The organism is Pseudomonas sp. DCA-1, assembly GCF_046523955.1.
Lineage (GTDB): Bacteria > Pseudomonadota > Gammaproteobacteria > Pseudomonadales > Pseudomonadaceae > Aquipseudomonas > Aquipseudomonas putida_Y.
Genome location: NZ_CP169881.1, coordinates 5,669,622 through 5,688,576, shown reverse-complemented (window position 1 = coordinate 5,688,576; position 18,955 = coordinate 5,669,622). Strand labels below are relative to the sequence as shown.

The window sequence follows — 18,955 nt, the reverse complement described above, 5'->3', positions numbered from 1 at the left end:
ATGAGCGTCAACAACCCGCAAACCCGTGAATGGCAAACCCTGAGCGGGGAGCATCACCTCGCACCCTTCAGTGACTACAAGCAACTGAAGGAGAAGGGGCCGCGCATCATCACCAAGGCCCAGGGTGTGCATTTGTGGGATAGCGAGGGGCACAAGATCCTCGACGGCATGGCCGGTCTATGGTGCGTGGCGGTCGGCTACGGCCGTGAAGAGCTGGTGCAGGCGGCAGAAAAACAGATGCGCGAGCTGCCGTACTACAACCTGTTCTTCCAGACCGCTCACCCGCCGGCGCTCGAGCTGGCCAAAGCGATCACCGAAGTGGCGCCGAAAGGTATGACCCATGTGTTCTTCACCGGCTCCGGCTCCGAAGGCAACGACACTGTGCTGCGCATGGTGCGTCACTACTGGGCGCTTAAGGGCAAACCGCACAAGCAGACCATCATCGGCCGTATCAACGGTTACCACGGTTCCACCTTCGCCGGTGCTTGCCTGGGTGGCATGAGCGGCATGCACGAGCAGGGTGGCTTGCCGATCCCGGGTATCGTTCACATCCCTCAGCCTTACTGGTTCGGCGAGGGCGGCGACATGACCCCTGACGAATTCGGTGTCTGGGCTGCCGAGCAGCTGGAGAAGAAGATCCTCGAAGTCGGCGAAGACAACGTCGCTGCCTTCATCGCCGAGCCGATCCAGGGCGCAGGTGGCGTGATCATCCCGCCGGAAACCTACTGGCCCAAGGTGAAGGAGATCCTTGCCAAGTACGACATCCTGTTCGTCGCCGACGAGGTGATCTGCGGCTTCGGCCGTACCGGCGAGTGGTTCGGCTCTGACTACTACGACCTCAAGCCCGACCTGATGACCATCGCGAAAGGCCTGACCTCTGGTTACATCCCCATGGGCGGTGTGATCGTGCGTGACACCGTGGCCAAGGTGATCAGCGAAGGCGGCGACTTCAACCACGGTTTCACCTACTCCGGCCACCCGGTGGCGGCCGCGGTGGGCCTGGAAAACCTGCGCATCCTGCGTGACGAGAAAATTGTCGAGAAGGCGCGCACGGATACGGCACCGTATTTGCAAAAGCGTTTGCGCGAGCTGCAGGACCATCCTCTGGTGGGTGAAGTGCGCGGCCTGGGCATGCTGGGTGCGATCGAGCTGGTCAAGGACAAGGCCACCCGCAGCCGTTACGAAGGCAAAGGCGTGGGCATGATCTGTCGCACCTTCTGCTTTGAGAACGGCCTGATCATGCGTGCGGTGGGTGACACCATGATCATCGCGCCGCCGCTGGTAATCAGCCATGCGGAGATCGACGAACTGGTGGAAAAGGCACGCAAGTGCCTGGATCTTACCCTTGAGGCGATTCGATAAGCGTTTGCTAGGCTAGCGTTGTGACATTAAGCCGTTACATGGCCCTGCTTTCCTTGATACAGGGCCTTGTAACTTGCCAGACTAGCGGCTGTTTCAGTCGCCGCGCGCTCTGCACCGTGGGTTCTGGCTGCTGGACAGTTGCTAAATAAAAATTCTGGAGCATTACGCATGAATAAAATGGGCAAAACGTTGCTGGCCGCCGCCCTGATGGGCGCCATGGCCTCCGCTGTTCAGGCTGAAGACAAAGTGTTGAACGTCTATAACTGGTCGGACTACATCGCTCCGGACACCATCGCCAAGTTCGAGAAGCAGACGGGTATCAAGGTCAAGTACGACGTCTTCGACAGCAACGAAACCCTGGAAGCCAAGCTGCTGGCAGGCAAGTCGGGCTATGACATCGTCGTGCCGTCGAACAACTTCCTGGCCAAGCAGATCAAGGCGGGTGTGTACGAGGAGCTGGACCGTTCGAAACTACCGAACTGGAAGAACCTTGACCCCGACCTGCTCAAGGCCGTTGGCGATGCCAGCGACAAGGGCAACAAGCATGCCTTCCCTTATATGTGGGGCTCGATCGGCATCGGCTACAACCCGGAGAAGGTCAAGGCTGCGCTGGGTGTGGACAAGATCGATTCGTGGGACGTGGTGTTCAAGCCTGAGAACATCGCCAAGCTCAAGAGCTGCGGCGTGAGTTTCCTCGACGCCCCGACCGAAATGCTCCCGGCTGCGCTGCACTACCTCGGCAAACCGACCGACAGCACCAAGAAAGAAGACCTGAAAGCCGCCGAAGACCTGTTCCTCAAGATCCGTCCTTCGATCACCTATTTCCACTCGTCCAAGTACATTGGCGACATGGCCAACGGCAACATCTGTGTAGCCGTCGGTTACTCGGGTGACCTGGAGCAGTCCAAGGCCCGTGCCCATGAAGCGGGCGACAAGGTAAAAGTGGACTACGTCATTCCGAAGGAAGGTGCCGGTACCTTCTACGACATGGTCGCCATCCCGAAAGATGCCGAGCATAAAGACGCTGCCTACCAGTTCATGAATTTCCTGATGCAGCCGGAAATCATGGCTGAAATCACCAATGCCGTGCGCTTCCCGAACGGGAACGCTGCTGCCACCCAGTTCGTGGACAAAGACATCACCAGCGACCCGAGCATCTACCCGCCTGCCGAAGTGAAGAAGAAGTTGTACGCGATCGCTGCGCCTGACGCTTCTGTGCAGCGAGTGATCACCCGCAGCTGGACGAAGATCAAGTCGGGCAAGTAAGCCTGATGCGACAGCTCTGGGCTGGGTTTCCTGGCCCAGAGCCATTGAAAGGTAATTGATGATTGCGGCATCGAAGCTGCGAAGTTAAGTTGCGCGCCGGTTTTGCGTGTGCGGCAGCATTGTCGCTACCCAGGCACTGATTGTGAGGACCCCCACTTGTCTATTTCTGTATTCCGCAAGGCCTTGATGGCTGGCGCGGGCCTGACGCTGGCATGCAGCGTCCAAGCGGCGCCGACGGTGCACTTCTATAACTGGTCCGACTACATCGGCCCTAACACACTCGCGGACTTCGAGAGCGCCACGGGCATCAAGCCTGTGCAAGACGTGTTCGACTCCAATGAAACCCTGGAAGGCAAGCTGCTGGCCGGTAACACCGGCTATGACGTGGTGGTGCCGTCCAACCATTTCCTCGGCAAGCAGATCAAGGCGGGCGCGTTCCAGAAGCTCGACAAGAACCTGCTGCCCAATTATTCCAACCTCGACCCGGCGCTGATGAAGCGCCTGGAAAAGAACGACCCGGGTAACCAGTACGCGGTGCCTTATCTGTGGGGCACCAACGGCATCGGTTACAACGTCGACAAGGTCAAGGCTGCGCTGGGCGTGGATACCATCGACTCCTGGGCCGTGCTGTTCGAGCCCGAAAACATGAAGAAGCTCTCCAAGTGCGGTGTGGCCTTCCTCGACTCGGCGGACGAAATGCTGCCAGCGGTGCTCAACTACATGGGCCTCAACCCGAACAGCACCGACCCCAAGGATTACGCCAAGGCCGAGCAGAAGCTGCTGGCGGTGCGCCCGTACGTGACCTACTTCCACTCGTCCAAGTACATCAGCGACCTGGCCAACGGCGATATCTGCGTCGCGGCAGGTTTCTCGGGTGATGTGTTCCAGGCCAAGGCTCGCGCTGAAGAAGCGAAGAAGGGCGTGAACCTGGCCTACGCCATTCCCAAGGAAGGCGGCAACCTCTGGTTCGACGTGCTGGCGATCCCCAAGGACGCCAAGAACGTCAAAGAGGCGCATGCCTTCATCAACTATTTGCTGAAACCTGAGGTTATCGCCCAGGTCAGTGATTACGTCGGTTACGCCAACCCGAACCCCAAGGCTGGCGACCTGATGGACCAGGCCGTGAGGACTGACGCTGCGGTTTACCCACCGCAGGAAGTGCTGAACAAGATGTTCGTGAACTCAGAGTTGCCACCCAAGGTGCAACGGCTGATGACCCGTAGCTGGACCAAGGTCAAGTCGGGCAAGTAAAAAATCCAGACCCGCGGCGGCCTTTGCAGGTCTGGCCGCGCGGGCACAAAAATCTTGTTGGGAGTTTCACTCATGGCAGTTGCCTCCGGTGCCTATAAAAAAGCCCTCGAGGGTGACCAGCAACCCAAGCAGGTGCTGGTCAAGATCGACCGGGTCACGAAAAAGTTCGACGAAACGGTAGCCGTGGACGATGTGTCCCTGGAAATTCGCAAGGGTGAGATCTTCGCCTTGCTGGGTGGCTCCGGTTCCGGCAAGTCTACCTTGCTGCGCATGCTGGCCGGCTTCGAGCGCCCTAGCGAAGGGCGGATCTTCCTCGATGGCGTCGACATCACCGACATGCCGCCCTACGAGCGGCCGATCAACATGATGTTCCAGTCCTACGCGTTGTTCCCGCACATGACCGTGGCGCAGAACATCGCCTTCGGCCTGCAGCAGGACAAGCTGCCCAAGGCCGAGATTGATGCGCGCGTGGCCGAGATGCTCAAGCTGGTGCACATGACCCAGTACGCCAAGCGCAAGCCGCACCAGTTGTCGGGCGGCCAGCGTCAGCGTGTGGCGTTGGCCCGCTCGCTGGCCAAGCGCCCCAAGCTGCTGCTGCTCGACGAGCCGATGGGTGCACTGGACAAGAAACTGCGTTCGCAGATGCAGCTGGAGCTGGTCGAGATCATCGAGCGCGTGGGTGTGACCTGCGTGATGGTGACCCACGACCAGGAAGAGGCCATGACCATGGCCCAGCGCATCGCCATCATGCACCTGGGCTGGATCGCCCAGATCGGCTCGCCAGTGGACATCTACGAGACACCTACCAGCCGCCTGGTGTGCGAGTTCATCGGTAACGTCAACCTGTTCGAAGGTGACGTGGTCGATGACGCCGAAGGCTACGCGATCATTGCCAGCCCGGAGCTGGAGCGCAAGATCTACGTGGGCCACGGCATCACCACTTCGGTTGAAGACAAGCACATCACCTACGCCCTGCGCCCGGAGAAACTGCTGGTAACCACCAAGCAGCCCGAGTTCGAGCACAACTGGTCGCGCGGCAAGGTGCACGATATCGCCTACCTGGGTGGCCACTCGGTGTTCTATGTGGAGCTGCCGAGCGGCAAGGTCGTCCAGTCGTTCGTCGCCAACGCCGAGCGCCAGGGTGCTCGTCCTACCTGGGGCGATGAAGTGTACGTGTGGTGGGAAGACGACAGCGGCGTGGTACTGCGGTCATGAAACTGCGCAAGCTCAAGCGAGCCTTCCAGCGTCTGGTCCCGGAGGGGCGGCATCTGGTGATCGGCGTGCCGTTCATCTGGCTGTTCCTGTTCTTCATGCTGCCGTTCTTCATCGTCCTGAAGATCAGTTTTGCCGAAGCTGATGTGGCAATTCCGCCTTATACCGAGATCTACACCTACGTCGAAGACAAGATCCAGCTGGTCCTCAACCTGGCCAACTACGGGCTGTTGACCGAGGATGATCTGTATCTCGCGGCCTATCTGGGTTCGTTGAAGATGGCGTTCTTCAGCACCCTGCTGTGCCTGCTGATCGGCTTCCCGATGGCCTACGCCATCGCCAACGCCAAGAAGGAGACCCAGACGGTCCTGCTGTTGCTGATCATGATGCCAACCTGGACCGCGATCCTGATCCGCGTCTATGCCTGGATGGGTATCCTCAGCAACAATGGCCTGCTCAACGGTTTCCTGCTGTGGACCGGGTTGATCGACCAGCCGTTGCAAATCCTCAACACCAACCTGGCGGTGTACATCGGCGTGGTCTATTCGTACCTGCCGTTCATGATCCTGCCGCTGTTCGCCAACCTTGTGAAGCATGACCCGAGCCTGCTCGAAGCTGCATCCGACCTGGGTTCGAGCACCTTCAACAGCTTCTGGAAGATCACGGTACCGTTGTCGAAAAACGGCATCATCGCCGGCTGCATGCTGGTGTTCATTCCGGTGGTGGGCGAGTTCGTGATCCCGGAACTGCTGGGCGGCCCGGAAACCCTGATGATCGGTAAAGTGCTGTGGCAGGAGTTCTTCAACAACCGTGACTGGCCGGTAGCATCCGCCCTGGCGGTGGTAATGCTGGCGATCCTGATCGTGCCGATCCTGCTGTTCAACCGTAGCCAGGCCAAAGAGATGGAGGGCCGCGCATGAAACGCTTCAGTTTCTCCAAGCTGATGCTGGTGCTCGGCTTGCTGTTCATCTACCTGCCGATGCTGATCCTGGTGATCTACTCGTTCAACGCCTCCAAGCTGGTGACGGTGTGGGGGGGCTGGTCGATCAAGTGGTACGTCGGCCTGCTCGACAACACCCAGCTGATGGGTTCGGTGATGCGCTCGCTGGAAATCGCCTGCTACACGGCGGTGGCAGCGGTGGCGCTGGGTACCCTGGCAGCCTTCGTGCTGACCCGCGTCACCCGCTTCAAGGGCCGCACGCTGTTCGGTGGCCTGGTCACTGCGCCGCTGGTAATGCCCGAGGTGATCACCGGTCTGTCGCTGTTGCTGCTGTTCGTGGCCATGGCGCAGTCGATCGGCTGGCCCCAGGAACGTGGTGTCGTCACCATCTGGATTGCCCACACTACGTTCTGTGCGGCGTACGTCGCGGTGGTGGTGTCGGCTCGCCTGCGTGAGCTGGACCTGTCGATCGAGGAAGCGGCGATGGACCTGGGTGCCAAGCCGTGGAAGGTGTTCTTCCTGATCACCATCCCGATGATCGCACCGTCGCTTGCGGCGGGCGGCATGATGTCGTTCGCCCTGTCGCTGGACGATCTGGTACTGGCCAGCTTCGTCTCCGGGCCTGGCTCGACCACCTTGCCGATGGAAGTGTTCTCGGCGGTGCGCCTGGGCGTGAAACCGGAGATCAACGCCGTGGCCAGCCTGATATTGCTGTCGGTATCGCTGGTGACCTTCTTCGTCTGGTACTTCAGCCGCCAGGCCGAAGAGCGTCGTCGCAAGGCGATTCAGCAGGCGATCGAAGAGGGTGCTGCGGCCAACGCTTCGCAGCCGCAGGTCAAGCGCTCGGCGCAGGTGGCTGCATCGGCCTGAGCCGGCCCTTTCGCGGGCACGCCCGCTCCCACAGTCGTAGTGCACAACCTTTAAAATGTGCGCGGTCGCTGTGGGAGCGGGTTTACCCGCGAATTCCCCCAGCACACATTCAAAGCCAGACTGCATCCCAGTGTGGATAGTCCCTGACACTTCTTGCCAAGCCGGCCCGCAACGGGTTGGCAACTATGTATCTGGCGACATGCACTATGCTTTCCTCCCTTCTCAGTGCCCGGTCCTGATATCCAGGCTGCCATACCGGATGATGCTCAACCCCCGCCTGATGTAACGCGAGACTGGACCTGGACTTGAACCTGCGCATCAAGGTATCCAGCGTTGCTCCTTTCAATTCGATCAGCCAATGCAGATGGTCGGGCATCAACACCCAGGCCAGTGAACGGCAGGCTTGGTCGTGATCGGATTGCCGCAATTGATGAATGACCAAGCGGGCATGGTGGAATTCATCGAATAGCGGCTTGCGCTGATGGGTAATGGTGGTCAGCAGATAGAGTCTGCCGAGCTCTGAATAGCGACCACGACGAAGCAGGTGGGATTGAGCTCTGGGCATCAGGTTCTTCCTTGCAAACAGATGACCTCCCAAAGGTAGTAACTGTGATGCCGGCGCAATGAAGTGGATGGTTTCTGGATATGGCAGAGGTTATATGTACCTGTACCGGCCCATTCGCGGGTGAACCCGCTCCCACAGGTACTGCACAGAATTCAGCATAGGCACGATCTCTGTGGGAGCGGGTTCACCCGCGAAGAGGCCCGCACCGGCTGTGAAAATGCCGGAATGATCCCCGCCAGTGATGTTTATCGAACCCTGAACTACGCTCACAGTCGCATCCCACAAATCATTTGTGCGCAAGCAAGGAGCCAGCATGGCGTTGATGCGTCCGCTGTCGGTCGTCTGTCTGGGGTTGTTGTACATGCTCACCGGCTGTAGCAAGGAAGAGGTCCCCGAGACACTGCCTCGGGTGGGTGTGCAGCAGGTACAACCCACCGATTTCGCTGCCAGGGTCACCCTGACCGGCGACGTACAGGCGCGGGTGCAGACAGATTTGTCATTCCGCGTTGGCGGCAAGATCATTTCGCGTAGCGTCGACGTGGGCGATCACGTCAAGGCCAACCAGGTGCTGGCACGGCTGGACCCGAAAGACTTGCAGAACAATGTCGACTCGGCCAAGGCCGAGGTCTTCGCCGCGCAGGCGCGGGTCACCCAGACCAGTGCGGCCTTCGTGCGCCAGCAGAAACTGCTGCCCAAGGGCTACACCAGCCAGAGCGAATACGATGCTGCTGAAGCCGCGCTGCGCAGCAACCAGAGCGCACTCAAGGCCGCCCAGGCGCAACTGGCCAATGCCAATGAGCAACTCAGCTACACCGCACTGGTCTCCGAGGCCGCCGGGGTGATCACCGAGCGCCAGGCCGAGGTTGGCCAGGTGGTGCAGGCGACCATGCCGATCTTCAGCCTGGCCGTCGATGGCGACCGCGATGCGGTGTTCAACGTCTACGAGTCGCTGCTGGTGGCGCCGCCCAGTGATGCCGGGGTAGTCGTGAGCCTGCTGGACGATCCCAAGGTCCAGGCCCGTGGCTTCGTGCGCGAAATCACCCCCACCGTGTCCGCGCAAAGCGGCACCGTGCAGGTCAAGGTGGGGCTCAAGGACGTGCCGCCCGAGATGCAGTTGGGGGCACCGGTTACTGCCACTACCAATGCCCAGGGCCGGCCCAGCGTCGAGTTGCCATGGTCGGCGCTGACCAAGGCCCTGCATGAGCCTGCCGTGTGGGTGGTGGGCGAGGGCGACAAGGTGGAACTGCGCAAAGTCGAAATCCGCCGCTACCTCACCGGCAAGATTGTGGTCGCCAGCGGCCTGAAAGGCGGCGAGACCGTAGTGGTCAACGGCGGCCAGTTGCTGCACCCCGGCATGCAGGTACAGAAGGTCGACGCCAAGAGCCCAGGGGGTGAGCTATGAAGCGTCTGTTGCTGATGCTCTCGGCCGGTGTGCTGCTGGCGGGTTGTAGTAGTGAAGAAGAGGCACCAGAGCCGATTCGGCCAGTGCTGTCGGTCAAGGTCGAACCTCAGGTGCAGTCGCAGCTGGGCCGTTTCGCCGGCAGTATCCAGGCGCGCTTCGAAAGCACCTTGGGCTTCCGGGTTTCCGGGCGCATTGCCCGGCGCTGGCTGGACGTCGGGGCGCGGGTGAAACCGGGCGACACCTTGGCCACCCTGGACCCGACCGACCAGCAGAACCAGTTGCGCGCTGCCGAAGGCGATCTGGCCAAGGTGCAGGCACAGTGGATCAACGCCCAGGCCGATGCCCGTCGCCAGCAGCAGTTGTATGACCGTGGGGTTGGTGCCCAGGCACAGCTGGATATCGCCCAGACCAACCTAAAAACCACCAGCGCAGCGTTGGAACAGGCCCGCTCCGCCGTCAGCCAGGCCCGTGATCAGCTCGACTACAGCACCCTGCGTTCCGATCACGCTGCCGTGATTACCGCGTGGCAGGCCGAAGCCGGGCAAACTGTAACCGCTGGTCAAGCCGTGGTGACCCTGGCCCGGCCGGACGTGAAGGAAGCGGTCATCGACCTGCCGATCGATCTGGCCGAGCAGTTGAGCAAAGACCTGACCTTCACTGTTGCCTCGCAACTGGACCCGACCATCAACACCACAGCGAGCCTGCGCGAACTGGAGCCTCAGGCTGATGCCACCACCCGTACCCGCCGTGCTCGCCTGACCCTGGCCAGCACACCGGCGGCCTTCCACCTCGGCACCTCCATCAGTGTGACCCTTAGCTCGGAAGTGTCCCCGCGCAGCGAACTGCCCCTGAGTGCCTTGCTTGAGCGTGACGGCAAGACCCAGGTATGGGTGATCGATACGCAGCACAAGACCGTGGCCACCCGTGACGTAGCGCTGATCGACCGCACCGCTGACAGCATCGTACTGAGCTCCGGCGTGCAGCCTGGTGAACGCGTGGTCACAGCCGGCGTCAACAGCCTCAAGCCTGGCCAGAAGGTCACCTTCGACGAGGATGCGCAATGAAAGGAAGCTTCAACCTGTCCGACTGGGCACTCAAGCATCAATCGTTCGTCTGGTACCTGATGTTCGTTAGCCTGTTGATGGGGATTTTTTCCTACTTCAACCTGGGCCGAGAGGAAGACCCGTCGTTCACTATCAAGACCATGGTCATCCAGACCCGCTGGCCCGGTGCGACCCAGGACGAAACCCTGTACCAGGTTACTGACCGCATCGAGAAGAAGCTCGAGGAACTCGACTCGCTCGACTACACCAAAAGCTACACCCGCCCCGGCGAGTCCACGGTCTACGTGTACCTTCGCGACACCACCAAGGCCAAGGACATTCCGGATATCTGGTATCAGGTGCGCAAGAAGATCCAGGATATTCGTGGCGAATTTCCCGCTGGTATTCAGGGGCCGGGCTTCAACGACGAATTCGGTGATGTATTCGGCTCGATCTATGCCTTTACCGCTGACGGCCTGACCCTGCGCCAACTGCGGGACTACGTGGAACAGGCGCGGGCCGAGGTCCGCGATGTACCCAACATCGGCAAGATCGAGCTGGTCGGCACCCAGGACGAAGTGCTGTACCTGAACTTCTCCACCCGCAAGCTGGCAGCCCTGGGCATTGATCAGCGCCAGGTGATGCAGGCACTTCAAGCACAGAATGCGGTGACGCCGGCCGGCATGATCGAGGCCGGCCCGGAGCGCATCTCGGTGCGTACGTCCGGGCAGTTTGCCTCGGAAAAAGACCTGCAATCCGTCAACTTGAGGATCAACGACCGCTTCTTCCGCCTGGCTGATATCGCCGACATCGAGCGCGGCTACGTCGACCCGCCTTCGCCAATGTTCCGTTACAACGGCCAGACAGCCATTGGCCTCGCCATCGGCATGAAGGCCGGCGGCAACATCCAGGTGTTCGGTGCAGCGTTGAAAAAGCGCATGGACCAGGTGGTCCAGGACCTGCCGGTGGGTGTCGGGGTACACACCGTTTCTGACCAGGCCGTGGTGGTCAAGCAGGCGGTCGGCGGTTTCACCAGCGCGCTGTTCGAGGCGGTGGTGATCGTGCTGGCTGTGAGCTTTGTCAGTCTTGGCGTGCGCGCCGGGCTGGTGGTGGCCTGCTCGATCCCGCTGGTGCTGGCCATGGTATTCGTGTTCATGGAGTACAGCGGCATCACCATGCAGCGGATTTCGCTGGGGGCGCTGATCATTGCGCTTGGCCTGCTGGTGGACGATGCGATGATTACCGTGGAGGTGATGGTCACGCGGCTGGAAATGGGCGAAAGTAAGGAGCAGGCGGCGACGTTCGCCTACACCTCCACAGCCTTCCCCATGCTTACCGGCACCTTGGTGACCGTGGCCGGGTTCGTGCCTATCGGTCTCAACGCCAGCTCTGCGGGTGAATACACGTTCACCCTGTTCGCGGTGATCGCCGTGGCCCTGATCGTGTCGTGGGTGGTGGCGGTTTTCTTCGCGCCGGTGCTTGGGGTGCATATTCTCAAAAGCGACAAGATCAAGGCCCACGAAGCTGAGCCTGGCCGGGTCGGGCGGGCATTTGAAGGCGGGTTGCTGTGGTGCATGCGCAACCGCTGGTTGACCATCATCGGCACCGTGGTGCTGTTCGCCCTGTCGATCTTCTGCATGCGTTTTGTGCAGAACCAGTTCTTCCCGTCCTCGGACCGCCCGGAAATTCTCGTCGACCTCAACCTGCCGCAGAACGCTTCGATCGAGGAGACTCGCAAGGTGGTCGACCGCTTCGAGGCGCGGATCAAGGACGACCCGGACCTGGTGCACTGGAGCACCTACATTGGCCAAGGCGCGATCCGCTTCTACCTGCCCCTCGACCAGCAGTTGCAGAACCCGTACTACGCGCAGCTGGTGATCGTCAGCAAGGGCTTCGAAGAGCGTCAGGCCTTGATGGACCGCCTGCAGAAGATCCTGCATGAAGAATTCGTCGGCGTCGGCACCAACGTGCAATCGCTGGAGATGGGCCCGCCAGTGGGCCGGCCGATCCAGTACCGGGTCAGCGGTGCCGACATCGACCAGGTACGCAAACACGCCATCGAGCTGGCCACCTTGCTCGACCAGAACGAGCACATCGGCGAGATGATCTACGACTGGAACGAGCCGGGTAAGGTGCTGCGCGTGGAAATTGCCCAGGACAAGGCACGCCAGCTGGGCCTGTCGTCCGAAGATGTTGCCAATGTGATGAACAGCATCGTCAGTGGCGTGCAGATCACCCAGGTCAACGACAACATCTACCTGGTCGATGTGGTCGCCCGCGCCGAAGACAGCGAGCGTGGCTCGCCTGATACCCTGCAGAACCTGCAAATTCTTACCCCTAACGGCACGTCGATCCCGTTGCTTTCGTTCGCCACCGTGCGCTACGAACTGGAACAGCCGCTGGTATGGCGCCGCGACCGCAAGCCGACCATTACCATCAAGGCCTCGGTCAATGGCGACATTCAGCCCACTGACCTGGTGGCCCAGCTGAAGCCAAAAATTGACGAGTTCGCCAGCAAGCTGCCGGTCGGTTACGAAGTGGCCACGGGTGGTACGGTTGAAGAAAGCAGCAAGGCCCAGGGGCCGATCGCCAAGGTCATCCCACTGATGCTGTTCCTGATGGCGACCTTCCTGATGATCCAGCTGCACAGCGTGCAGAAGCTGTTTCTGGTGGTCAGCGTGGCGCCGCTGGGGTTGATCGGCGTGGTGCTGGCGCTGGTGCCCACGGGGACGCCGATGGGCTTCGTGGCGATCCTCGGCATCCTTGCGCTGGCTGGCATCATTATTCGTAACTCAGTGATTCTGGTGACCCAGATAGACGAGTTCGAAGCCCATGGCCTGTCGCCGTGGGATGCGGTTGTAGAGGCCACCAACCACCGGCGCCGGCCAATCCTGCTGACGGCGGCGGCGGCGAGCCTGGGCATGATCCCGATTGCCCGCGAGGTGTTCTGGGGCCCCATGGCCTACGCCATGATTGGCGGGATCATCGTGGCCACCTTGCTGACGCTGCTGTTCCTGCCGGCGCTGTACGTGGCCTGGTACAAGATTCGCGAGCCTGAAAACAGTACCAAAACCCAGCGCTGAACCCTGTGGGAGCGGGCGTGCCCGCGAATGCGATGGTGGATTCACTGCCGCATTCGCGGGCACGCCCGCTTCCACAGAGGTATTTTGTCGCCTGCAAAATCGTGATCTGATTTTGGTTATATAAAAATGCTTAAACAGTATTTTTAAGAATAACCGCGCCTCACTACTATTGCCCTCAAGCCAGGCGCAAATCCTCTTCAAACCTCTGCCCGGCGCCCTCACTCCAAGGAGAACGAGCATGAGTGCATCTCTGCGTAGCATCGACGGCCAGGACGAAGCCACCCTCTTGCGTGAAATCCAGAGCGCCTTGCGCGACCTGCGTTTCGGTGCGGTGGAGATCACCGTGCACAACGCTCAGGTCGTACAGATCGAGCGCAAGGAGAAGTTCCGCCTGCAACAGCCCGGCAACAAGCCCGGCTGATCGGCGCCACAACATCCAAAACTAGAAAAATGCCAATCGGGAGCTTCACCATGTCCATCCGCCGTTATGCGCTCGCCGCCCTGGCCAGTGCTGTTTTTGCCGGTTCCGCCATCGCCAAGGACTACGAACTGCTCAACGTGTCCTACGACCCGACCCGTGAGCTTTACCAGCAGTACAACGCCGAGTTCATCAAGCACTGGCAACAGGCACACCCGGGCGACAAGGTGAAAATCCAGCAATCCCATGGGGGGTCGGGCAAGCAGGCCCGTGCGGTGATCGACGGTCTGCGCGCTGACGTGGTGACCCTGGCCCTGGCCGGTGACATCGACGAAGTGGCCAAGCTTGGCAAGACCCTGCCCGAGGACTGGCAGACCCGCCTGCCTGACGCCAGCACCCCGTACACCTCGACCATCGTGTTCCTGGTGCGCAAGGGCAACCCGAAAGGCATCAAGGACTGGGGCGACCTGATCAAGAAGGATGTGTCGGTCATCACCCCGAACCCGAAAACCTCTGGCGGTGCCCGCTGGAACTTCCTCGCGGCGTGGGCCTACGGCCTGAAGGCCGGCGGTAGCGAAGAGAAGGCCAAGGCGTATGTGCAGGAGCTGTTCAAGCACGTCCCGGTGCTGGATACCGGCGCCCGTGGTTCGACCATCACCTTCGTCAACAACGGCCAGGGCGACGTGTTGCTGGCCTGGGAAAACGAGGCCTTCCTGGCCCTGAAGGAAGACGGTGGTGCCGACAAGTTCGACATTGTCGTGCCGTCGCTGTCGATCCTGGCCGAGCCGCCAGTGGCCGTGGTCGACAAGAACGCCGAGAAGAAGGGCAATACCGAGATTGCCACCGAATACCTCAAGCACCTGTACAGCCCGGCCGGGCAGAAGATTGCCGCCGAGAACTTCTACCGCCCGCGTGACGAGAAAGTCGCTGCGGAGTTCGGCAAGCAGTTCCCGAAACTGGACCTGGTGACCATCGACAAGGACTTTGGTGGGTGGAAGGCTGCACAACCGAAATTCTTCAATGATGGCGGTGTGTTCGACCAGATCTATCAGGCACAGTAAGGGCCCCAAGATTCAGAAGCCTGCACTTGCCCGGAAACTCTCCGGGCCAAGTGCGTTCAACCAGGGATATTTATGTCACGTCGCATCTCCCCCGTCATACCCGGCTTCGGGCTGACGCTGGGCTACACCTTGGTGTACCTCAGCCTGATCGTGCTGATACCGCTGGCGGCCATGTTCATCCATGCCTCGCAGCTGACCTTCGAGCAGTTCTGGAACATCATCAGTGCGCCGCGGGTGATCGCCGCGCTCAAGCTGAGTTTCGGCACCGCCCTGTTCGCCGCCATCATCAACGGTGTGATCGGTACCCTGCTGGCCTGGGTGCTGGTGCGCTACACCTTCCCCGGGCGCAAGGTCATCGATGCCATGATCGACCTGCCGTTCGCCTTGCCCACCGCCGTTGCCGGTATCGCCCTGACTGCCCTGTACGCGCCGCAGGGCTGGGTCGGCCAGTTCGCCACCGACCTGGGCTTCAAGATCGCCTACACCCCGCTGGGCATCACTCTGGCACTGACCTTCGTGACCCTGCCGTTCGTGGTGCGCACGGTGCAGCCGGTACTGGCCGACATCCCGCGTGAAGTGGAAGAGGCTGCAGCCTGCCTGGGGGCCAAGCCATTGCAGGTGTTCCGCCACATCCTGGCGCCGGCCCTGCTGCCGGCATGGCTCACCGGCTTCGCCCTGGCCTTCGCCCGTGGCGTAGGCGAGTATGGTTCGGTGATCTTCATTGCCGGCAACATGCCGATGAAGACCGAGATCCTGCCGCTGTTGATCATGGTCAAACTCGACCAGTACGACTATACCGGCGCGACCGCCATCGGCGTGCTGATGCTGGTGGTTTCCTTCATCCTGCTGCTGCTGATCAACCTGCTGCAGCGCCGCATCGAAACCCCTTGAAGGAGGCCGGCATGTCCAGTTCATCCCTGAGTGCAAGTGCCGCAGCCAACGCCGCCCGCCGTGGCAGTGCCACAGCGCGGCGTACCCTGATCGGCCTTGGCTGGCTGGTGTTCACCGTGTTCCTGCTGCTGCCGCTGGTGATCGTGGTATCCCAGGCGCTGAAGAACGGTTTTGGCACCTTCTTCGAGGCGATTTTCGAACCCGATGCGTTGTCGGCGCTGAAGTTGACCCTGCTCGCCGTGGCTATCTCGGTGCCGCTGAACCTGGTATTTGGCGTAAGCGCTGCATGGTGCGTGAGCAAGTACACCTTCCGTGGCAAGAGCATCCTGGTCACCCTGATCGACCTGCCGTTCTCGGTGTCGCCCGTGATCGCCGGCTTGGTCTACGTGCTGATGTTTGGCGCGCAAGGCCTGTTCGGTCCGTGGCTGCAGGACCACGATATCCAGATCGTGTTCGCCCTGCCTGGCATTGTCCTGGCGACCATTTTCGTTACCGTACCGTTCGTGGCCCGTGAGCTGATCCCGCTGATGCAGGAGCAGGGCACGCAAGAGGAGGAGGCTGCACGGCTGCTCGGTGCCAACGGCTGGCAGATGTTCTGGCACGTCACACTGCCGAACATCAAATGGGGCCTGATTTACGGCGTGGTGCTGTGCACCGCGAGGGCCATGGGCGAGTTCGGCGCGGTGTCGGTGGTGTCGGGCCACATCCGTGGCGTGACCAACACCTTGCCGCTGCATGTGGAGATTCTCTACAACGAGTACAACTACGTCGCGGCCTTCAGCGTGGCCAGCCTGTTGCTGATCCTGGCGCTCTTCATCCTGCTGCTCAAGCAGTGGAGCGAGAACCGTATTAACCGCCTGCGCCACAGCGCCGCGGAGGAATGATTCATGTCGATCGAAGTTCGTAACGTCAGCAAGCGCTTCAACAGCTTCCAGGCCCTGAACACTATCAACCTGGACATCAACAGCGGCGAGCTGGTGGCCTTGCTCGGCCCGTCCGGCTGTGGCAAGACCACCCTGCTGCGCATCATTGCCGGCCTGGAAACCCCGGACCAGGGCAACATCGTGTTCCATGGCGAGGACGTTTCCGGCCATGACGTGCGTGACCGTAACGTCGGGTTCGTGTTCCAGCACTACGCGCTGTTCCGCCACATGAGCGTGTTCGACAACGTTGCCTTCGGCCTGCGCATGAAGCCCAAGGGCGAGCGCCCGAGCGAGAGCAAGATTGCCGAGAAGGTGCATGAGTTGCTGAACATGGTGCAACTGGACTGGCTGTCCGATCGCTACCCTGAGCAGCTTTCCGGTGGCCAGCGTCAGCGTATCGCCCTGGCCCGGGCCCTGGCGGTGGAGCCGAAGGTGCTGCTGCTGGACGAGCCATTCGGTGCGCTGGATGCCAAGGTGCGCAAGGAGTTGCGTCGCTGGCTGGCGCGGCTGCACGAGGATATAAACCTGACGTCGGTTTTCGTGACCCACGACCAGGAAGAAGCCATGGAAGTAGCCGACCGCATCGTGGTGATGAACAAGGGCGTGATCGAGCAGATCGGCTCGCCGGGCGAGGTGTACGATCAGCCGGCCAACGATTTCGTCTACCACTTCCTGGGGGACTCCAACCGCCTTGCCCTGAGCGAGGGCCACCACGTGTTGTTCCGCCCGCACGAGGTATCGCTGTCGCGGCATGAGACCGAAGGGCACCACGCGGCCGAGGTGCGCGACATTCGGCCGTTGGGCGCGACCACGCGGGTGACCTTGAAGGTGGAAGGGCAGAGCGAGCTGATCGAGGCCGAGGTGGTGAAAGACCATGACAGCCTGACCGGGCTGGCGCGGGGGGAAACGTTGTTCTTCCGGCCGAAGGTCTGGCAGAAGGTAGCGGATATCTGAGTCGCATAAGGTTAAGAGAACCCGGGCATGGTCCCGGGTTTTTCTTACGTGAAAGGTGGACGGGGCGGGTATGCAGCCCTTACGAGAGAGCGACCGCCGCCTGTTATTTATGCCATTAAAGAATTAATAAATATCTTCTTATTCCTTTACGAATATATCGCCCACCCTATACTTGTCTCCAAGCACGCAAACTTACTGGAGGCGTCCCCATGCGCAATGACTCGATTCGCTACCTGATTGTGCCGGGCTGGCGAGGGTCGCCAGACAACCATTGGCAAAGTCACTGGCAGCGCACCCTGCCCAACAGTGCCCGGGTCGAACAGGACGACTGGCTCACCCCGCAGCGGCAGGACTGGGTGCACGCGCTGGAGCAGGCGATTGCCGCCGAGCGCTCGCCAGTGATCCTGATTGCCCACAGCCTTGGTTGCATCACTGTCGCCCATTGGGCAGCGCAGGCAAGCCCGGCCTTGCTGCGGCAGGTGCGTGGTGCACTGCTGGTGGCGCCGGCAGATGTCGAACGGCCCACTTGCGCGTCAGTGCTGCGCAACTTTGCGCCGATCCCTACCGAGGTGCTGCCGTTCCCCAGCCAGGTCGTCAGCTCGGACAACGACCCGGCCGTGAGCGTGCCGAGGGCGCTGTACCTGGCCCAGGCATGGAACGCCGAAGCAGGTTTGCTGAGCAACGCGGGGCACATCAACGTCAAGTCCGGTCATGAGCGCTGGGAACAAGGCTTCGCCTACCTGTATCGCTTGCAGAGCCGGATCGAGCAGCACGCACTGCGCCGCGCCTGATCGACCTTACTGTTCACCCTTTGCCTGACGCCTGGCCATCACGGGCCTGGGGCGGGAGTTCGTCATGACGTTTCACAACCCCTTCGGCCAGCCGCTGCTGACCTTCCCCGAGCTGGACAAGAGCCCGCTGAGCATTCGTGCCAAGGCGCTGGTGTTCATCGACCCGCGCTCGCAGCAGTTGCGCGAGGACCTTGAGCGCCTGGCGCCACAACCTTTGCCGGTGCTGATCCGAGGCGAGACCGGCACCGGCAAGGAGCTGCTGGCTCGGCAGATCCACCGTGCCAGCGACCGTGGAGGGTTGTTCGTGTCGGTCAACTGCGCGGCCATCAGCCCCACCTATGCCGATGCCGAGCTGTTTGGCTATAGCGCTGGCACCCATGGCGGTACGGCCAGCAGCCGCGCCGGCTGGTTCGGTTCGGCCAGCGGCGGCACCTTGTACCTGGACGAGATTGCCGACTTGCCGCTGGCCATCCAGGACAAGCTGCTGGCGGCCCTGGAAAACCGCGAGGTCACTCGGGTGGGTGCGCAGCAGCCACAGCCGGTTGACGTGCGTCTGGTCGCCGCCACCAGCATCGACCTGGCCCGTGTGGTACGTGCAGGGCGCTTCAACGAACGCCTGTACCAGTATCTGCGCGAGGGCGCGCTGGAACTGCCGCCGCTGCGCGAGCGGCCGGGCGATATCCTGCCGCTGGCCGAGTACTTCGTGGGCATCTACAGCGTGCGCCTGCAACGGCCACTGCCCTTGGTGAGCGAGGCGGCGCAGCGGGTGCTGGAGGCGCATTTCTGGCCGGGCAATACCCGCGAACTGGAGAACGTCATCCACTTTGCCTTGCTGGTCAATGACGGCGAAGAGATCCTGCCAGAGGATCTCGAACTGCCTGACCCCGCGCGTTAGACATCGCTCATGGGTAAAGAGAATGCTG

General features: G+C 61.2%; 17 protein-coding genes. 16 read left to right on the top strand and 1 reads right to left on the bottom strand.

Features of this window, described 5'->3' with window-relative positions; all coding sequences use genetic code 11:
- The 6 genes from ACE4QZ_RS26655 (at position 1) to ACE4QZ_RS26630 (ending at position 6,901) form a co-directional block, all read left to right on the top strand.
- A complete protein-coding gene (locus ACE4QZ_RS26655) occupies positions 1–1,362 on the top strand; it encodes an aspartate aminotransferase family protein (RefSeq protein WP_021783549.1) in 1,362 nt (453 codons plus the stop codon).
- A 168-nt stretch (positions 1,363–1,530) separates the two neighbouring features.
- Complete coding sequence (locus tag ACE4QZ_RS26650) at positions 1,531–2,628, top strand: polyamine ABC transporter substrate-binding protein (RefSeq protein WP_021783550.1); 1,098 nt, start codon at positions 1,531–1,533, stop codon at positions 2,626–2,628.
- Positions 2,629–2,784: 156 nt separating this feature from the next.
- On the top strand, positions 2,785–3,879 hold the full coding sequence (locus ACE4QZ_RS26645; protein WP_021783551.1) for a polyamine ABC transporter substrate-binding protein: 1,095 nt from the start codon (positions 2,785–2,787) through the stop codon (positions 3,877–3,879).
- Positions 3,880–3,951: 72 nt separating this feature from the next.
- The gene (gene potA, locus ACE4QZ_RS26640) at positions 3,952–5,094 is read left to right on the top strand and encodes a polyamine ABC transporter ATP-binding protein (RefSeq protein ID WP_021783552.1); all 1,143 of its coding nucleotides are present in this window, start codon (positions 3,952–3,954) and stop codon (positions 5,092–5,094) included.
- Positions 5,091–6,011: an ABC transporter permease subunit gene (locus ACE4QZ_RS26635; protein WP_021783553.1), complete on the top strand. Its 921-nt coding sequence runs from the start codon at positions 5,091–5,093 to the stop codon at positions 6,009–6,011. The genes potA and ACE4QZ_RS26635 overlap by 4 nt, the downstream gene beginning before the upstream one ends.
- Positions 6,008–6,901, top strand: a complete 894-nt coding sequence (locus ACE4QZ_RS26630; RefSeq protein WP_021783554.1) for an ABC transporter permease subunit — start codon at positions 6,008–6,010, stop codon at positions 6,899–6,901. The genes ACE4QZ_RS26635 and ACE4QZ_RS26630 overlap by 4 nt, the downstream gene beginning before the upstream one ends.
- Positions 6,902–7,010: 109 nt before the next feature.
- Here ACE4QZ_RS26630 and ACE4QZ_RS26625 read toward each other — a convergent pair whose 3' ends face one another.
- A complete protein-coding gene (locus ACE4QZ_RS26625; protein ID WP_021783555.1) occupies positions 7,011–7,466 on the bottom strand; it encodes an REP-associated tyrosine transposase in 456 nt (151 codons plus the stop codon).
- Between the two features lie 313 nt (positions 7,467–7,779).
- Between ACE4QZ_RS26625 and ACE4QZ_RS26620 the strand changes: the two genes are divergently transcribed.
- The 10 genes from ACE4QZ_RS26620 (at position 7,780) to ACE4QZ_RS26575 (ending at position 18,927) form a co-directional block, all read left to right on the top strand.
- Positions 7,780–8,868 carry an efflux RND transporter periplasmic adaptor subunit gene (locus tag ACE4QZ_RS26620; protein WP_021783556.1) on the top strand — a complete coding sequence of 363 codons (1,089 nt, stop codon included), beginning with the start codon at positions 7,780–7,782 and terminating at the stop codon, positions 8,866–8,868.
- A complete protein-coding gene (locus ACE4QZ_RS26615) occupies positions 8,865–9,932 on the top strand; it encodes an efflux RND transporter periplasmic adaptor subunit (protein ID WP_021783557.1) in 1,068 nt (355 codons plus the stop codon). Before ACE4QZ_RS26620 ends, ACE4QZ_RS26615 begins: the two co-directional genes overlap by 4 nt.
- Entirely contained in the window at positions 9,929–12,994 is a 3,066-nt protein-coding gene (locus ACE4QZ_RS26610) for an efflux RND transporter permease subunit (protein WP_021783558.1), read from the top strand. The genes ACE4QZ_RS26615 and ACE4QZ_RS26610 overlap by 4 nt, the downstream gene beginning before the upstream one ends.
- Positions 12,995–13,232: 238 nt before the next feature.
- Entirely contained in the window at positions 13,233–13,415 is a 183-nt protein-coding gene (gene oscA, locus ACE4QZ_RS26605) for a sulfur starvation response protein OscA (RefSeq protein WP_021783559.1), read from the top strand.
- Between the two features lie 50 nt (positions 13,416–13,465).
- Positions 13,466–14,473 carry a sulfate ABC transporter substrate-binding protein gene (locus tag ACE4QZ_RS26600; RefSeq protein ID WP_028697553.1) on the top strand — a complete coding sequence of 336 codons (1,008 nt, stop codon included), beginning with the start codon at positions 13,466–13,468 and terminating at the stop codon, positions 14,471–14,473.
- Positions 14,474–14,545: 72 nt separating this feature from the next.
- Positions 14,546–15,364 carry a sulfate ABC transporter permease subunit CysT gene (gene cysT, locus ACE4QZ_RS26595; RefSeq protein ID WP_009683704.1) on the top strand — a complete coding sequence of 273 codons (819 nt, stop codon included), beginning with the start codon at positions 14,546–14,548 and terminating at the stop codon, positions 15,362–15,364.
- Between the two features lie 11 nt (positions 15,365–15,375).
- Positions 15,376–16,248 carry a sulfate ABC transporter permease subunit CysW gene (gene cysW, locus ACE4QZ_RS26590; protein ID WP_279934617.1) on the top strand — a complete coding sequence of 291 codons (873 nt, stop codon included), beginning with the start codon at positions 15,376–15,378 and terminating at the stop codon, positions 16,246–16,248.
- Between the two features lie 3 nt (positions 16,249–16,251).
- Positions 16,252–17,241, top strand: a complete 990-nt coding sequence (locus tag ACE4QZ_RS26585) for a sulfate/molybdate ABC transporter ATP-binding protein (RefSeq protein WP_021783562.1) — start codon at positions 16,252–16,254, stop codon at positions 17,239–17,241.
- Positions 17,242–17,450: 209 nt separating this feature from the next.
- Complete coding sequence (locus tag ACE4QZ_RS26580; protein ID WP_275966661.1) at positions 17,451–18,032, top strand: alpha/beta hydrolase; 582 nt, start codon at positions 17,451–17,453, stop codon at positions 18,030–18,032.
- 64 nt (positions 18,033–18,096) lie between these two features.
- Positions 18,097–18,927: a sigma 54-interacting transcriptional regulator gene (locus ACE4QZ_RS26575; protein ID WP_021783564.1), complete on the top strand. Its 831-nt coding sequence runs from the start codon at positions 18,097–18,099 to the stop codon at positions 18,925–18,927.
- Positions 18,928–18,955 lie beyond the last annotated feature (28 nt).

Excerpts from the sequence above, each read along its gene's own strand:
- ACE4QZ_RS26655 (WP_021783549.1), top strand. The coding sequence starts at position 1 with ATGAGCGTCAACAACCCGCAAACCCGTGAATGGCAAACCCTGAGCGGG.
- ACE4QZ_RS26650 (WP_021783550.1), top strand. The coding sequence starts at position 1,531 with ATGAATAAAATGGGCAAAACGTTGCTGGCCGCCGCCCTGATGGGCGCC.
- potA (WP_021783552.1), top strand. The coding sequence starts at position 3,952 with ATGGCAGTTGCCTCCGGTGCCTATAAAAAAGCCCTCGAGGGTGACCAG.
- ACE4QZ_RS26635 (WP_021783553.1), top strand. The coding sequence starts at position 5,091 with ATGAAACTGCGCAAGCTCAAGCGAGCCTTCCAGCGTCTGGTCCCGGAG.
- ACE4QZ_RS26630 (WP_021783554.1), top strand. The coding sequence starts at position 6,008 with ATGAAACGCTTCAGTTTCTCCAAGCTGATGCTGGTGCTCGGCTTGCTG.
- ACE4QZ_RS26625 (WP_021783555.1), bottom strand. The coding sequence starts at position 7,466 with ATGCCCAGAGCTCAATCCCACCTGCTTCGTCGTGGTCGCTATTCAGAG.
- ACE4QZ_RS26620 (WP_021783556.1), top strand. The coding sequence starts at position 7,780 with ATGGCGTTGATGCGTCCGCTGTCGGTCGTCTGTCTGGGGTTGTTGTAC.
- ACE4QZ_RS26615 (WP_021783557.1), top strand. The coding sequence starts at position 8,865 with ATGAAGCGTCTGTTGCTGATGCTCTCGGCCGGTGTGCTGCTGGCGGGT.
- ACE4QZ_RS26610 (WP_021783558.1), top strand. The coding sequence starts at position 9,929 with ATGAAAGGAAGCTTCAACCTGTCCGACTGGGCACTCAAGCATCAATCG.
- oscA (WP_021783559.1), top strand. The coding sequence starts at position 13,233 with ATGAGTGCATCTCTGCGTAGCATCGACGGCCAGGACGAAGCCACCCTC.
- ACE4QZ_RS26600 (WP_028697553.1), top strand. The coding sequence starts at position 13,466 with ATGTCCATCCGCCGTTATGCGCTCGCCGCCCTGGCCAGTGCTGTTTTT.
- cysT (WP_009683704.1), top strand. The coding sequence starts at position 14,546 with ATGTCACGTCGCATCTCCCCCGTCATACCCGGCTTCGGGCTGACGCTG.
- cysW (WP_279934617.1), top strand. The coding sequence starts at position 15,376 with ATGTCCAGTTCATCCCTGAGTGCAAGTGCCGCAGCCAACGCCGCCCGC.
- ACE4QZ_RS26585 (WP_021783562.1), top strand. The coding sequence starts at position 16,252 with ATGTCGATCGAAGTTCGTAACGTCAGCAAGCGCTTCAACAGCTTCCAG.
- ACE4QZ_RS26580 (WP_275966661.1), top strand. The coding sequence starts at position 17,451 with ATGCGCAATGACTCGATTCGCTACCTGATTGTGCCGGGCTGGCGAGGG.
- ACE4QZ_RS26575 (WP_021783564.1), top strand. The coding sequence starts at position 18,097 with ATGACGTTTCACAACCCCTTCGGCCAGCCGCTGCTGACCTTCCCCGAG.